Raw genomic sequence first — 14,617 nt, 5'->3', positions numbered from 1 at the left:
CTCATCGCACACTTTTAACCGGATTCACTAAGCTGATGTTACGGTTGTGCTCGAGAGAACAGCCAAAACGGTATTCATTTCGGTTTTTAAAGGCCATAACTCCACAATTACCATTGTCGACAACTAAATACGTCGCTCTAATAACTACAGATTTAACTTGGTTTTCTTCTCCTAAAATGATACGAACTCGGTTTTTTGTAATGCCTTCTGATTTGAATTTTGCATTGAGCTTGTCAATGAATTCGCTTGAGCTAGTTTTGTATAGCACTTCGAAACGTGCTTTTGGCTGCTCGCGATTTACCTGTCTTATAAAGCGAGTCGCCCGTTCGATTGACTCAGCAACGTTCACAACATCGAATTCTATCTTTTGCTCAAGTTGATCGATGATTTGTGTGTTAGCTACATTTGTTTGAGAGCATCCGAAGCTAACCAATGCAACGAATGAAATTAACAAGGGTACACAACGTAAAATATCAAATCGTATAAACAAAACAGTTTTGTTTACAAATGTAGTTGCGGCTCTTTGTTATGGATTTATATGGGACTCTATCCCTTTTGCTGTTGGTGGGTTTGTTATTTTATTATTACTCTGGCTTTTAGGAGTATTTGGTGCGGGCGACGTAAAATTATTGAGTGCATTTCTCGTAGGTATTAAACCCGACTTACTATTTCCAGCCTTAATTATGATCGGGCTTTTAGGTGGAGTACAACTTGTTGTTATGACGATATGGTATAAAAGCAAAAAGCTACCTATGTTTGAAAATGGCATCCCATACGGGATACCAATCTCATTAAGCTGTTTTGTTTTTGCTACTTTATCTGCACTATCGTCATGAACTTTGGTGTTAATAAATATGGAAAAGCAGCTTTAAGAATCTGTGACGTACGGACCGCACATTTGGTGGATTTTATTTTTAATGCCCAACTCATCGATCTCCTGAGAGATCTCATCACTACACCATACATACATGTTGACGCGTTGACGTAGCGAAAGCTTGGTACATTCCGAGCTACGCACGGACCAATCTGGACAGACTAGAATTGTACCTGGTGTATCTAACTCGCTTTTCATTAATCTTGAAGAGCTTGTAGTTACCCAACTTGATACGTAACTAAAATCTATATTTCGCTCAGTTAGAAGCTCTTGAACATAAGATTTTGTCAGCGTGTTGCAATAAACAATACGCGTTGGATAGCATTCATAAGGATCAACAAAATTGGAATGTGCTATCACGTAATTGGATGTATGCAATTGATATGATTTACCATGTTCTTCTGGCATTCTGTCCATACTAAAAATCAAATCAAATTGTTGAGCTTCTAAACATTGATTTGATCCAAAACTTGTAAAAGCTAAATCTGTGTTGTTTAACACTCTAAATTCATTAACTACCCTTTCCACAAGATCCGGACAAAAAGAATCTGCAATTGCTATATTGAACTGATCTCTTATTTCTACACGTTCGAGGTCTTCAAAAAGTTTTTCATACATTGACATTGTTCTATCAGCATATTCTAATAAAACTTGCCCATGTTTTGTTAATCCAAATCCTTCCTTTCGTTCAAAAATACTGGCCCCGATTAAAGATTCAATTTTTTTAATGTGCTGAGAAACAGCTGGCTGTGTCATAAATAAAGATTCTGCAGCAGCAGTAAAACTTTTATGCTTAGCAACTTGGGAAAAGGTCCTTAAATATTTTGCATCGATGACTCTATTCATTGTTTTCATGGCAGCGACTTACCTCGATGTTGCTCATTTTTGTTTATTTTTATTATTCATTAGTAATTTGGCATCAAAGTAACAATACGTCATAACAGTTACAAAAAAATATTCGTTATACACGCATAAGAATTACTTATAAGGCAACGTATTAATGCGTACAAATAGTTGCTTATGTTAGCCATATCCCCAAATACCATAAGGTTTCTTTGAGTGATTTAACTATATCTAACATTGCGTACGAATAACTGTGAGCATAAAACACCCATGGTCATTTTTGGAATGGATATCACACTATTGGTTAATATCAATGACATAGAGCATTACATAACTCTAATTTTTAAGATTTATTATCATAATTGCAATAATTGTGTGATTTGCAACCAAGGCAAATTTATAAAAAAAAGAATATTTACACACGACATGTACAAAAAGTGAGCAAAATAACAAGAATGGTTGGAAGCAAAGTCAACATTATGAAGTTTTATATTTACAAAGTAACTAAATGTTTCAAACGAGACCTGAGTTCAAATTTGATAATAATTTATTTACATCTTCTATATGTATTTAGAGTTATTAATGGGAATTTACATTTCCCTGTATTTTTCGGGTTCTTGTTTGAAGAATAGAAATGCAATTTTTAGAAGGAAAAGTTACCTACCAAATTCAAGTCTTAATCTCCGGTGATACTCCTTTTATATTGATATAGTCTGAGTGATATCTTTGGTTATAACAAAATGATATTTAGTTGAATCATTGGTCTAAGCTCTTTTTGAAAACTTAACTAAATAAATTATGTTTTTAACAGGTCGTTTAATGTCTTTAAATTAGCGTAATTACTCTAATTTAAGCCTTGGCTTTGTTTTAAACATGCGTTTAACAACGTCTCATGAAATCGAGTAGCCGTGTTAAGTATTTATCAACACAAAATCTATTTTGTATGAGTCATTTTGGGAAGTAGCATCGTTTTAAAGGAGTCTTCCTAGATTGATATCAATTTTTGCTTCTGCTATTTGTTCGTCTAGGTTTAAAACCGTTAATGCATTACTGACACTTGTTGCGATAACATCGATAGCTCCAGTACGCAACGCACCCAACAATGCTAGCGGTTTGCTGTTTTCTGCTGCGATAGCAATTACTTCAGATATTGGTCTGAACTCTTCGATACCCAATCCAATAACACGGTCACTCATTACGGTGTCAGCGGCATTCCCATAGATATCAAAGAAGTCGTAACCCGCGAAATCCCCCACTACCCCCTGTTGTAATCGTGATTGAACTACTTCATCTGCAGTGAACCAGCCTAAGTCGACCATATAACTATTTTCACTCATGTCACCAATGCCGATAAGTGCAACATCTGACTTTCTAGCCAAGTCTAAGGTTTGTTTAACGGTCGCATTTTGCATAAAGGCCAATTTTTGCGCTCTATTTTCTGCATATGCCGGCGCATACAAGGTTTCTGAATTACCACCATACTTTTTTGCGAATTGTCGACAAATATGGTCGGCATTAAACATCCCTCCACGTGGATGAATACCACCTATTCCGCATACAAACTTACAATCTCTGGGCGTGATTACACCGACATGATGAGCGACAGCTGATACGTTACGTCCCTGACCTACAGTCACAACCATCCCATTTTTTAACGATGAATCGAGATAACTTGATACAAGACCAGCCACTTGTTTTCTTTGTTGTTCTTCATTTGGCTGATCTAATGCAATCAATGCACGCCTCACACCAAACCGCTCAATGAGTCTTTGTTCTATCTTTGCACTAAAAACAGGGTGATATTTTACGGTGATCTCAACGATGCCTTCATCACGAGCTTGTTTTAACATGCGTCCGACTTTTGCACGAGAAATCGCAAATTTCTTTGATATCTCTTCTTGAGTGGCCCCATCTTGATAATACGCAACAGATATCTCAGTGAGTACATCTGTATTTTCCAAAGAAGTGTCTGAATGTGAGTTGCTCATAAAATAAATCTCTAGGCTTGCATTTCGGCTTTATTTTGGATGTTTGAGCATCCGCTCATTGCCTAAGCATATGCTACCCCCTAAGTGTAATGCAACATTTGCTCAAGGCCATTACACATTCTCAGTATTATATTTTCTCTTTGAAGCACTAGTCTGAAGCCTTGCAAAACAAGGAAAACGTTTACTTTTTCCAAATACCGTTTGTCGTATAAAAAAATGGTGATTTAGTTCACTTAACCTCACGATTTTGGATTGACTTTCATATTGGTTCAGATAAATATGGATACATCATTTACTCACCCATTGAACATATGTTCATGACATCTGTTCAATAGGACAGAGATTTTTGTTAGTTAATGTCAAGCTGCGCATATACTCGCAGTTGATTAACAGCTAACTCGCTTGCAAATGAGCTACTTTGTTTAATCAAACAAAGGACAAGCCCAAGAAATAGGATGATCGGAATGAGCAACAAATTAGAGCAACTTCGTAAACTAACGACTGTAGTAGCTGACACTGGTGAAATTGATGCAATCAAAAAGTACCAGCCAGAAGATGCAACAACTAACCCTTCTCTAATCCTTAAAGCAGCTCAAATCGAAGAGTATGCTCCTCTAATCGATGCTTCAATTGAATACGCTAAAGCGCAAAGTGACGACAAAGCACAACAAGTACAAGATACTTGCGACATGCTAGCGGTAAACATCGGTAAAGAAATCCTAAAAACTATCCCTGGCCGTATCTCTACTGAGGTAGATGCTCGTCTATCTTACGATATGGAAGGCAGCGTAGCGAAAGCACGTCAACTAGTAAAAATGTACAACGATGCGGGTATCACTAACGATCGCATCCTTATCAAACTGGCTTCCACTTGGGAAGGTATCCGCGCAGCTGAAATCCTAGAGAAGGAAGGCATCAACTGTAACCTTACTCTACTATTCTCTTTCGCTCAGGCTCGTGCTTGTGCTGAAGCTGGCGTATTCCTAATCTCACCATTCGTTGGTCGTATCATGGACTGGTACAAAGCGAAAGAAGGTCGTGACTTCGAAGCGCAAGAAGATCCAGGCGTACTATCTGTAACTAGCATCTACAACTACTACAAAGAGTACGGCTACAACACAGTAGTAATGGGCGCAAGCTTCCGTAACATCGGAGAGATCTTAGAGCTTGCTGGTTGTGACCGTCTAACTATCGCTCCTGCACTTCTTGCTGAACTAGAAGCAGCTGAAGGTGAAGTAGTTGAGAAGCTAGTTGACTCTAAAGGTGCTAAAGAGCGCCCTGCTGCAATGACTCACGCTGAGTTCCTATGGGACCACAACCAAGACGCTATGGCAGTTGAGAAGCTTGCAGAAGGTATCCGCAACTTCGCAGTTGACCAAGGCAAACTTGAAGCAATGATTGAAGCTAAGCTTTAATCAACAGAACTTCTAGAGGGGAACGTTTGCGTTCCCCTCTTAACATCCTTTCTAAGAAACAATCTAATAATCGGTATTTATTATGGATCGCAAACATCTAGCAAATGCAATTCGTGCTCTAAGCATGGACGGTGTTCAACAAGCTAACTCTGGTCACCCTGGTGCTCCTATGGGTATGGCTGACATCGCTGAAGTTCTTTGGCGCTCTCACCTAAACCACAACCCTTCAAACCCAGAGTGGGCTGACCGCGACCGTTTCGTGCTATCAAACGGCCACGGCTCTATGTTGATTTACTCTCTACTACACCTTGCTGGTTACGAGCTATCAATTGACGATCTTAAAAACTTCCGTCAACTACATTCTAAAACTCCTGGTCACCCAGAGTACGGTTACGCGCCGGGTATCGAGACAACAACTGGCCCACTAGGTCAAGGTATCACTAACGCTGTAGGTATGGCGCTGGCTGAGAAAACTCTAGCTGCACAATTCAACAAACCTGGTCACAACATCGTTGACCACTTCACTTATGCATTCATGGGTGACGGCTGTCTGATGGAAGGTATCTCTCACGAAGCATGTTCTCTAGCTGGTACGCTAGGTCTTGGTAAGCTAATCGCGTTTTGGGATGACAACGGTATCTCAATCGATGGTCACGTTGAAGGTTGGTTCTCTGACGATACACCTAAGCGTTTTGAAGCGTACGGTTGGCACGTAATTCCAGCGGTGGACGGTCACGATGCTGAAGCGATCAACGCAGCGATCGAAGCAGCTAAAGCCGACCCTCGCCCTACCCTGATCTGTACTAAAACTATCATCGGTTTTGGTTCACCAAACAAGTCTGGTTCACATGACTGTCACGGTGCACCACTAGGCGCTGAAGAAATTTCAGCAACACGTAAAGAACTTGGTTGGGAGCACGGTCCTTTTGAAATTCCGTCGGAAGTCTACGCAGAGTGGGATGCGAAAGAAGCAGGCGCAGCTAAGGAAGCAGCGTGGAACGAGAAACTTGCAGCTTATGAAGCAGCATATCCAGAGCTTGCAGCAGAATTCAAACGCCGCGTAAACGGTGACCTGCCTGCACAGTGGGAAGAGAAAGCAAACGCAATCATTGCTGATCTTCAAGCTAATCCGGCCAACATCGCATCACGTAAAGCATCGCAAAATGCGCTAGAAGCATTCGGTACTATGCTACCAGAATTCCTAGGCGGCTCTGCTGACCTAGCACCTTCTAACCTAACCATGTGGTCTGGCTCTAAGTCAGTCTCCGCTGAAGATGCATCAGGTAACTACATCCATTACGGTGTACGTGAATTTGGTATGACCGCTATCATGAACGGTATTGCACTACATGGTGGTTTCGTACCATACGGTGCCACTTTCCTCATGTTTATGGAATACGCACGTAACGCAATGCGTATGGCGGCGCTGATGAAAGTTCAGAACATCCAAGTTTACACGCACGACTCTATCGGTCTTGGCGAAGATGGCCCAACTCACCAACCAGTTGAGCAAATGGCATCTCTACGTCTGACTCCAAACATGAGCACATGGCGTCCATGTGACCAAGTGGAATCTGCAGTGGCTTGGAAACTGGCTATCGAGCGTAAAGATGGCCCTACATCTCTAATCTTCTCTCGCCAAAACCTTGCACAGCAAGAGCGTGACACAGAGCAGGTAGCTAACATCGCTAAGGGTGGTTACATCCTGAAAGATTGTGAAGGCAAGCCTGAGCTTATCCTTATCGCAACAGGTTCTGAAGTTGAGCTAGCAGTTAACGCTGCGGCTGAACTAACAGCTGAAGGTAAGAAAGTACGCGTAGTATCTATGCCTGCAACTGACGCGTTCGATAAGCAAGACGCAGAATACCGTGAATCTGTACTTCCATCTGACGTAACAGCACGTATCGCTGTAGAAGCTGGCATCGCTGACTTCTGGTACAAGTACGTTGGCTTCGGTGGCAAGATCATCGGTATGACAACGTTCGGTGAATCTGCACCAGCGGGCGAACTATTCAAGATGTTCGGTTTCACAACAGAAAACGTTGTGAACACAGCGAAAGAGCTTCTCGCTTAAATGCTGAAACATGCATAAAACAAAAAGCCACTTACTTAGTAAGTGGCTTTTTTATATTTCATTAAGCATATTTTCAGTAAACAACGAGATAAAACGACATTAATGTTAATTAACCGCCAGCGAGTTTAACTGTAAATCCTTTCTTCTCGAGCAACGCTTTAATTTTATCTCTGGCGTCACCCTGGATCTCGATAGTCCCTTCTTTGACAGAACCTCCGCAGCCACACACCTTTTTCAGTTCAGTTGCTAAAAGTTTCAGTGGTGCATCGTCCATATCTAAACCTGATATGATACATACCCCCTTGCCTTTACGTCCCTTAGTTTGGCGTTGAATTCTCACAACACCATCACCTTTAGGGCGTGAAACTTTTTCTTCTTCCGGTTTAATACGGCCAATTTCAGTTGAATATACGAGCGTCATGACAATTACTTCTTAGGTTGCTGGGCTGCTTTTTTCTGAGCCAGCAAGTATGCCTCGATATGTTTCTGAATTGCAAGTTTTCCGCCTTTAAGCAGACGACCATTAAAGAAGCAATACCAGGCGTTCGCCTCGCCAGTGTCATTCTTAAGGGTGAATCCAGCAAAGGATTCTTGAGCCGGTTGTCCACTTTGCTCACGCTTTGCTGCTAAAGAACTAAATTCTTTTGGGTCTATGATCGTTGCCGTATCACAAAACCAATCGATACTCTTCTTTACCGCAGCCATACTTCCTGTTAGCACGTGATTTTTTATTTGGACTTGCCAAGTGTCTGTGGTGTTACCAGCAGTTTTGAGGTTAAAACCTCTATAAGTTGCGACAGCCATAAAAATAATAATCAATGTAAGCAATTATTTCTTAATAATAATTGTATATCGGTCGTAATCAAGTAAATTAGTAGTATTACTTTCTGTTATAGTGCGTATAAATGACTAAAAGTGTTTCCGCAGTCACAGATCAAGAGACCCTAAAACAAGCGCTTACATATTTTCGCCTACCTGTCACTCGTGAACAATTCGTCCAACTAGTCGGTAATCACTACTCTGATAACTCTATTCTTGCATTAACAAAAGATTGGAATTTATTTCTTAACTTTTGTGCGATCAATATGGTCATGCCTCTACCCGCTTCAGCAACAGCGGTAAGACTTTTTATAGAGCGACAAAGTGAACAAAGAAAATATGCGACACTCAGGCGTTACAATGTAACTATTAGTATCGTTCATCGAGTATTCAACTTAGCTGATCCAACTGCAACAGCAACCGTGCAAAAATCACTCGCTCAACTACGTGTTAAGAAATCGGGTGATGCGCGACCAACAACGGCTTTTGAGCGGTCTCATTTGGTTAAGCTTCAGTCGTTGCTATCGACATCGAGTAAACTCACTGATATTCGTAATTTAGCATTATACTTTGTTATGTTTGAATGTGCTCTCAAGCGTTCAGAACTCAAAAATTTGAAAAGACAAAACGCAGTGCTCTTGAACGGTCGATATGTCATTCACGTAAAAGAACAACAGTATGCCCTTTCGAAGGACGCAAGTACTCATCTTGGTAAGTGGTTGTCTCGTCGTATAGCTAAAACTTCCCCTTTATTTTCTGCAATCGACAAGCACGGGAATATCAATAAACAACCGCTTAATGATTCTTCAATTTATCGAATCCTAAATTCAGCTAGCAAAAAGCTAAATTTGGATGTTTCCTTTTCAGGTCAGTCGCTAAGAGTTGGAGCGGTGAGAGAATTGTCTAAGCAAGGAAAGAAAGTGGCCGACATTCAAAAGCATGGTCGTTGGCTCAGCCCCGTTATGCCCTATCAATATTTAGGTGACAAAACACGATCAGAGGCTGAGATGGTCAAATACAAACGTTTTAAGGCATGGGATTAGAAAGCTTCCTTAACACAACTAGCTAAAAACTCACTAAACTTATGGCCATTATGCTCTAACATTTGTGGGAACATGGATATCGGTGTCATTCCAGGGAATGTATTTACTTCGTTTAAGTAAATATCACCATCCACTGTTAGAAAGAAATCTATACGAGATAAGTGTCGTAACTTCATTTGTTCAAACACTCTTCTAGAATAATTTTGGATTAAATCGATCTGCGTTTCTGTTAAGCCTTTTGCTTCAACATCAGTTTCTGAATGGCTGTCTGAGCTGTACTTCTCTTCGTACGTATAAAATTGGTCTTCAGGTGCAATCACTTCACCAGGTTTACTGATGTGGAGCTCACCGTTGATTTCATATGCCGCAACTTCTAACTCTCTTGGCTTTACCGCTTTCTCCACGAGCACTTGATCTGAATAGCCAAACGCAGCGTTAACAGCCTGTTCTAACTCGCTTTCGTCAGTTACTTTGTAACATCCAACCGAAGAACCTTGGCATGCTGCTTTAACAAAAACATGTCCCCATTTTCGCATCGCACTTTTAGTCAATTCATGTGCATCTGATGTGTTTTGGGATAGGAAAACGTAGGGTGTATTCGGAATACCAATTGCGTCGTACCATAGTTTTGACGTGATTTTGTTGAAGCTATTGGTACTCGCTTCTGCGCCACAACCTAAATAAGGAATTCCGGCTAACTCAAGCATTGATTGAATGTCACCAGTTTCACCTGGGAAACCATGGATACAAGGAACAACAAAGTCAATTTTTATACTGGAGTCATTCGTATTTAATGTTGCGGTATTTGTGTCTAAATAAACCAGTTCGTTGGACTCAGTAAACCAGCCATCTTTTTTCATTTCAACGCGAACAACATTAAAATCAGGCGTTAATTGCAGTTGAGATTGAATAAAGTTAGCCGAAACCAATGAAACCTCGTGTTCGGATGAACCTCCGCCACAAAGTAATAAAATTGTCTTGTTAGTCATTTAAGAAATCTTTCCGTGATAAACAGATAGAAACAGTTGAGGTATGATAATCAATTCAACAGAAAGTTACACGGTTTTACCCGCTTTAACGAAGAAAATCAGACTTAACTGATGATTTGTTGGACATAAAAAAAGGGGCTAGTGCCCCTTTTCAAATTAATTGAGTTTATTCAGAGTTGGATACTCCGAATTCTTGATGGAATCAATACTCTTCACAAAAGGTTTCAGGCCTCTAAACTCCGAAGGTAGTTGTGCGATTGCCTTCTTAGCTTCTGCTCGAGTTGCATAATCGCCATAAAGAACGGTATACCACTTAGTGCCGTTAACAAGTTTGTAGTTTTCCCAAATTGGTTGTCCGTCACGAGGAAGTTTTCGAGCAAACTGATCAACTTTGACCTGAGTACCAACCGCCACTACTTGGATAGTAAACCCAAAACGTGGGTTCATCGCTTTTTGCTTTGCGGTCGGTGGCGTAATAGCCACTGCAGGCTTAGCTTGTGGTTGGATCTTAACAACCTGCTTTTCGTGAGTTGGAGAAAGTTTAACTACATTGATATCTACATTATCTTCGGTGATACCGTTTGTCATTCCATCCTGAGAAACGACCGGCTCTTGAACCGTAGCAACTGTATATTCTTCCTTGTAACTTTCCGTAGTAACATCAGTGATGTATTCGTCAGAGACACAAGCCGATAGCAAAACTGATAAACCAACAATTGCAATTTTTTTCATGAATTATTCAAATGCCTTAAGTAGAAATTACTGTAAATCATGCCGTTAGAGTGACTTAGAATCAAGCCAACTACGTAATTATATACCATTACACTGTGACCTATTACACAAAGTAAGAGCCCGATGCAAATACGGCTGCAAAGCATACTGGTGAATCACAGCAATATTATATGAAGTTCATTAAACTATATGCTATCTGCATCATTGGAAAAGATAAATGAGCAACCTCAAGCATTTTTTAAAACCTAGTTCAGTCGCGGTAATTGGAGCATCCACACAAGCTTTCAGAGCTGGGCATATTGTAATGAAAAACTTATTACAAGGTGGTTTTGACGGAGCCATCATGCCTGTGTCGCCAAAGTATCCTTCTGTCTGTGGTGTACTTGCTTACCCGGATATCAAATCCCTCCCAGTCATTCCAGACATTGCCATATTATGTACTCACGCGTCGCGTAACGAGGAAATATTTAAAGAGCTGGCAGAAAAAAAAGTAAAATCCGCGATCGTTTTATCTGCTGATATGCACCTTGCGAATGATGAAGGAGAAAGCATACAACAAGCTTGCCTGTCTATTGCTAAGTCCGCAGGTATCCGCCTTCTTGGTCCGAATAGTTTAGGGTTAATCCTTCCTTGGCTTAATTTTAATGCTTCTTTTTCTCCGGTAACTGCTCAAAAAGGAAACATCGCATTCATTTCTCAATCAGCGGCTGTTTGCACCACGATTTTGGATTGGGCTAATGATAAAAATATCGGATTCTCCGCCTTCATATCACTTGGTAATGCACTTGATATTGATTTTGCAGACTTACTCGACTGCTTGAGTACAGATAGTCATACTGATGCCATACTTCTCTACGTCGATACCATCAAAGATGCCAGACGTTTTATGTCTGCTGCACGGGCTGCATCTCGAAATCGAAGAATTCTCGTCTTAAAAGGTGGCAGAACGGTTGCAGGTAGGAAAGCAGCGCAAGCACATACTGGCGGTGACGATACATTAGATATTATTTACGACTCAGCCATTCGACGAACCGGAATGTTGCGTGTAAATAACTCACACGAGCTGTTTGCCGCTGTTGAAACACTCACACACTCAGTTCCTTTACGTGGAGAAAGGCTTGCTGTGATCACCAACGGTGGAGGCCCTGCAATAATGGCGGTAGACACCTTATTAGAGCGTGGAGGAAAGCTTGCTGAGATCGATGATACATTATGCTCCACTTTAGATTCTATTCTTCCACCAAGTTGGAGCCGTAACAATCCTATTGATATGGTTGGTGATGCTGACCACGTTCGTTATATCAACACACTTAATGCACTAATGGATAGTGATTGTGCCGATGCGATACTGATCATGCACAGTCCTTCAGCCGTCGCAGAATCAGAAAAAACAGCCAAAGAGATTGTTGCCGCGATAAAGGCCCACCCAAGGCATAAGCGATTCAACATTCTAACCAATTGGTCTGGTGAACTCACGGCTAAGCCAGCAAGATTGATTTTCACACAAGCAGGCATTCCAACGTATCGAACCCCCGAAAGTGCTGTTGTTGCGTTCATGCACTTGGTGGAATACAGACGAAATCAAAAGCAATTGATGGAAACCCCTACTACCGCTGAGCCTATGCATGTTAACGAGTTGGAAACGGCAAAAAAATGGATTCAAGATAAACTGCTGGATAAAAACACAGTAACACTAGATACACACCAAATTGGTCACTTTTTAAAACACTTCAATTTCAACGTACTTCCCACATGGATCGCATCAGACTCTAGTGAAGCAGTACATGTCGCGGAACAAATTGGTTATCCAGTCGCAGTAAAGCTACGTTCACCCGACATCGCGCATAAGTCAGATGTTCAAGGTGTCATGTTGAACCTACGCAACAGCCATGAAGTCGCTAGTGCATCTCAAGCTATTTTAGATCGAGTTCAACTCTCCTATCCTTCAGCGAATGTTCATGGTTTGTTAGTGCAAGGTATGGCCAAACTTGCTGGCGGAGAAGAAATAAGAGTTAAAGTTAAAAACGATAAGACATTCGGGCCCGTCATTTTGCTCGGACAAGGAGGCTCTGAATGGGATGAAAGCATTGACGCGGCCTCAGCATTACCTCCTTTAAATATGGCTCTCGCCCGTTACTTAGTTGTGCGCGCCATTAAAAGTGGCAAGATCCGTCCACAAAAACTGCCAGAACCGATGGATATTTCGGGTTTGTCGGAATTCCTAGTCCGAGTGTCTCAAATGGTGGTTGATTGCCCTGAGGTTTATGAACTGGATATACATCCAGTATTATCAGGTGGCAAAGAATTTATCATTTTAGATGCAGACTTAACGTTAACAACATATCAAGGCGATGCCCAAGAGCGGCTTGCGATTCGGCCTTATCCAGTAGAACACGAACAACAAATTACTCTACGTGACAATACTTCTGTTTTACTTCGCCCCATTCTTCCTGAAGACGAACCTTTACACGCAGAGTTTATTCACAACGTTTCTAAGGAAGATTTATATAAGCGTTTTTTCACCGACGTCGGTGAATTTAATCATGAAGCATTGGCAAATTTGACACAAATTGATTATGACCGGGAAATGGCTTTTGTTGCCGTTTCCAACCAAGACGGTCACCCTGCCATTATTGGCGTTGCTCGCGCATTGATAAATCCAGAAAATACAGATGCAGAGTTCGCTATACTCATCCGTTCCGATCTAAAAGGGAATGGCCTTGGGCGAGTTCTAATGGAAAAAATCATTGATTACTGCAGGTCAAAAGGAACAGTGCAAATGTCTGGCATGACCATGCCTAATAACAGAGGCATGCTTACTTTGGCTCAAAAGATGGGGTTTCAGCTCGATATCCAATTTGAAGATGGCGTAGCAGATATGGTGCTACCACTTCAGATTTAAAAAGTGGCTCAAATGAGCCACTTTCTTAGGTTTTATAAATGGTGACTACTTGAGTTTCCAGTGTTTTTTAAGATACTGAATACACCAAGATTTAGCCTCACCAATTTTGTTTCGCTTCCACGCCAAAATAATCTCAACATGTTGAGGTTCTGTTCCTGCAATTAGACGAAGTTTTCCTTCTTGGATCAATGGGTCAGCAATCTGCTTAGGTAACGTTCCTATACCTAGCCCGCCAATTAAAGCCTCTAATTTAGCGTGAAAGTTAGTTACCGTTAGACGCGGCTGCTTCTGGAGGATATTGACGCTTAAAGCGGGTTGATCTCGCGCAGTGTCCGCAATCGCAATTACGCGGTATTTTTCTCTGGCTTCAGTATTAAATTCACCTTTGCGATTATGGATATAGTGATCTGTGGAAGCGACCCATACCATCGACATCTTCCCTATCACTTCTGTTTTTACATCAATTGGCAATGATTCAATTCGAGGACACACTAAAAGATCAGCTCGGCCATCCTCCAAAGCCTCCCAACACCCTGCTAATATTTCTTCCTGTAATCGGATACGAGTGGAGCTTACACTGCCCATTTCATTAACCAGAGGAAAGAAATTGGCTACAGGTATGATGCCATCAAAGGCGATGGTTAAATCCAACTCCCATCCATTGGCCAGTACACTCGCATCATTAACAAGTTTCTCTGTTGCACCGAGTATTACCCGCCCCCGCTCTAGGATCAGCTGACCAGCATCTGTTAATACGGCTTTGTGTCCAGAACGATCGAAAATCGTAATATCCAAGTCTTGTTCAAGCTTTTGGATTTGATAACTGAGTGAAGACGGTGCTCTATCCAGTTCAGCGGCTGCGGCTGCAAAGCTACCTCTCCTATCGATGGAGTCCAGAATATAAAGTGCCTCGAGCGTAATTGGGCTTTGCAAAACAG

At 41.3% G+C, this 14,617-nt stretch carries 13 protein-coding genes; 5 read left to right on the top strand and 8 right to left on the bottom strand.

Annotated elements, in window-relative coordinates; translation table 11 throughout:
• Position 1: 1 nt before the first annotated feature.
• Entirely contained in the window at positions 2-454 is a 453-nt protein-coding gene (locus ACQEXS_RS06975; protein WP_427013294.1) for an ATPase, read from the bottom strand.
• Here ACQEXS_RS06975 and ACQEXS_RS06970 point away from each other — a divergent pair.
• Positions 447-836 (top strand): prepilin peptidase, encoded by a 390-nt coding sequence (locus tag ACQEXS_RS06970; RefSeq protein WP_427013398.1) that lies wholly within the window; start codon positions 447-449, stop codon positions 834-836. The two genes, ACQEXS_RS06975 and ACQEXS_RS06970, sit on opposite strands and share 8 nt — an antisense overlap.
• Positions 837-868: 32 nt before the next feature.
• On the opposite strand, the gene ACQEXS_RS06965 is transcribed toward ACQEXS_RS06970, so the two are convergent.
• Entirely contained in the window at positions 869-1,729 is an 861-nt protein-coding gene (locus ACQEXS_RS06965; RefSeq protein WP_427009605.1) for a LysR family transcriptional regulator, read from the bottom strand.
• A 959-nt stretch (positions 1,730-2,688) separates the two neighbouring features.
• The gene (locus ACQEXS_RS06960) at positions 2,689-3,705 is read right to left on the bottom strand and encodes a sugar-binding transcriptional regulator (RefSeq protein ID WP_427013293.1); all 1,017 of its coding nucleotides are present in this window, start codon (positions 3,703-3,705) and stop codon (positions 2,689-2,691) included.
• A 464-nt stretch (positions 3,706-4,169) separates the two neighbouring features.
• Here ACQEXS_RS06960 and tal point away from each other — a divergent pair, with 464 nt between their 5' ends.
• Together tal and tkt are read left to right on the top strand one after the other, a co-directional pair.
• A complete protein-coding gene (gene tal, locus ACQEXS_RS06955) occupies positions 4,170-5,120 on the top strand; it encodes a transaldolase (RefSeq protein WP_427009607.1) in 951 nt (316 codons plus the stop codon).
• Positions 5,121-5,202: 82 nt separating this feature from the next.
• Entirely contained in the window at positions 5,203-7,194 is a 1,992-nt protein-coding gene (gene tkt / locus ACQEXS_RS06950; RefSeq protein WP_427013292.1) for a transketolase, read from the top strand.
• A gap of 109 nt (positions 7,195-7,303) precedes the next feature.
• On the opposite strand, the gene yciH is transcribed toward tkt, so the two are convergent.
• Both yciH and ACQEXS_RS06940 read right to left on the bottom strand, forming a co-directional pair.
• A complete protein-coding gene (yciH, locus tag ACQEXS_RS06945) occupies positions 7,304-7,615 on the bottom strand; it encodes a stress response translation initiation inhibitor YciH (protein ID WP_427013291.1) in 312 nt (103 codons plus the stop codon).
• Positions 7,616-7,620: 5 nt separating this feature from the next.
• Complete coding sequence (locus tag ACQEXS_RS06940) at positions 7,621-7,998, bottom strand: DUF3319 domain-containing protein (RefSeq protein ID WP_367990727.1); 378 nt, start codon at positions 7,996-7,998, stop codon at positions 7,621-7,623.
• Between the two features lie 101 nt (positions 7,999-8,099).
• On the opposite strand from ACQEXS_RS06940, the gene ACQEXS_RS06935 reads away from it, so the two are divergent.
• Positions 8,100-9,056, top strand: coding sequence for a tyrosine-type recombinase/integrase (locus tag ACQEXS_RS06935; protein ID WP_427013290.1), 957 nt, complete (start codon positions 8,100-8,102; stop codon positions 9,054-9,056).
• On the opposite strand, the gene ACQEXS_RS06930 is transcribed toward ACQEXS_RS06935, so the two are convergent.
• Together ACQEXS_RS06930 and ACQEXS_RS06925 are read right to left on the bottom strand one after the other, a co-directional pair.
• Entirely contained in the window at positions 9,053-10,045 is a 993-nt protein-coding gene (locus ACQEXS_RS06930; RefSeq protein WP_427013289.1) for a D-alanine--D-alanine ligase, read from the bottom strand. The genes ACQEXS_RS06935 and ACQEXS_RS06930 overlap by 4 nt on opposite strands.
• Positions 10,046-10,201: 156 nt before the next feature.
• Positions 10,202-10,777 (bottom strand): SPOR domain-containing protein, encoded by a 576-nt coding sequence (locus ACQEXS_RS06925; protein WP_367989781.1) that lies wholly within the window; start codon positions 10,775-10,777, stop codon positions 10,202-10,204.
• Positions 10,778-10,994: 217 nt separating this feature from the next.
• Between ACQEXS_RS06925 and ACQEXS_RS06920 the strand changes: the two genes are divergently transcribed.
• Positions 10,995-13,679, top strand: coding sequence for a GNAT family N-acetyltransferase (locus ACQEXS_RS06920; RefSeq protein ID WP_427013288.1), 2,685 nt, complete (start codon positions 10,995-10,997; stop codon positions 13,677-13,679).
• A 45-nt stretch (positions 13,680-13,724) separates the two neighbouring features.
• Here the strand turns inward: ACQEXS_RS06920 and ACQEXS_RS06915 are convergent, their stop codons facing one another.
• The gene (locus ACQEXS_RS06915; protein WP_427013287.1) at positions 13,725-14,612 is read right to left on the bottom strand and encodes a LysR substrate-binding domain-containing protein; all 888 of its coding nucleotides are present in this window, start codon (positions 14,610-14,612) and stop codon (positions 13,725-13,727) included.
• Between the last annotated feature and the right edge of the window lie 5 nt (positions 14,613-14,617).

The sequence above is a fragment of the Vibrio sp. TRT 17S01 genome, assembly GCF_050113695.1.
In the GTDB taxonomy this organism is placed as follows: Bacteria; Pseudomonadota; Gammaproteobacteria; order Enterobacterales; family Vibrionaceae; genus Vibrio.
The sequence above is the reverse complement of the archived record's forward strand: the minus strand, read 5'-3'. Positions and strand labels throughout refer to the sequence as shown.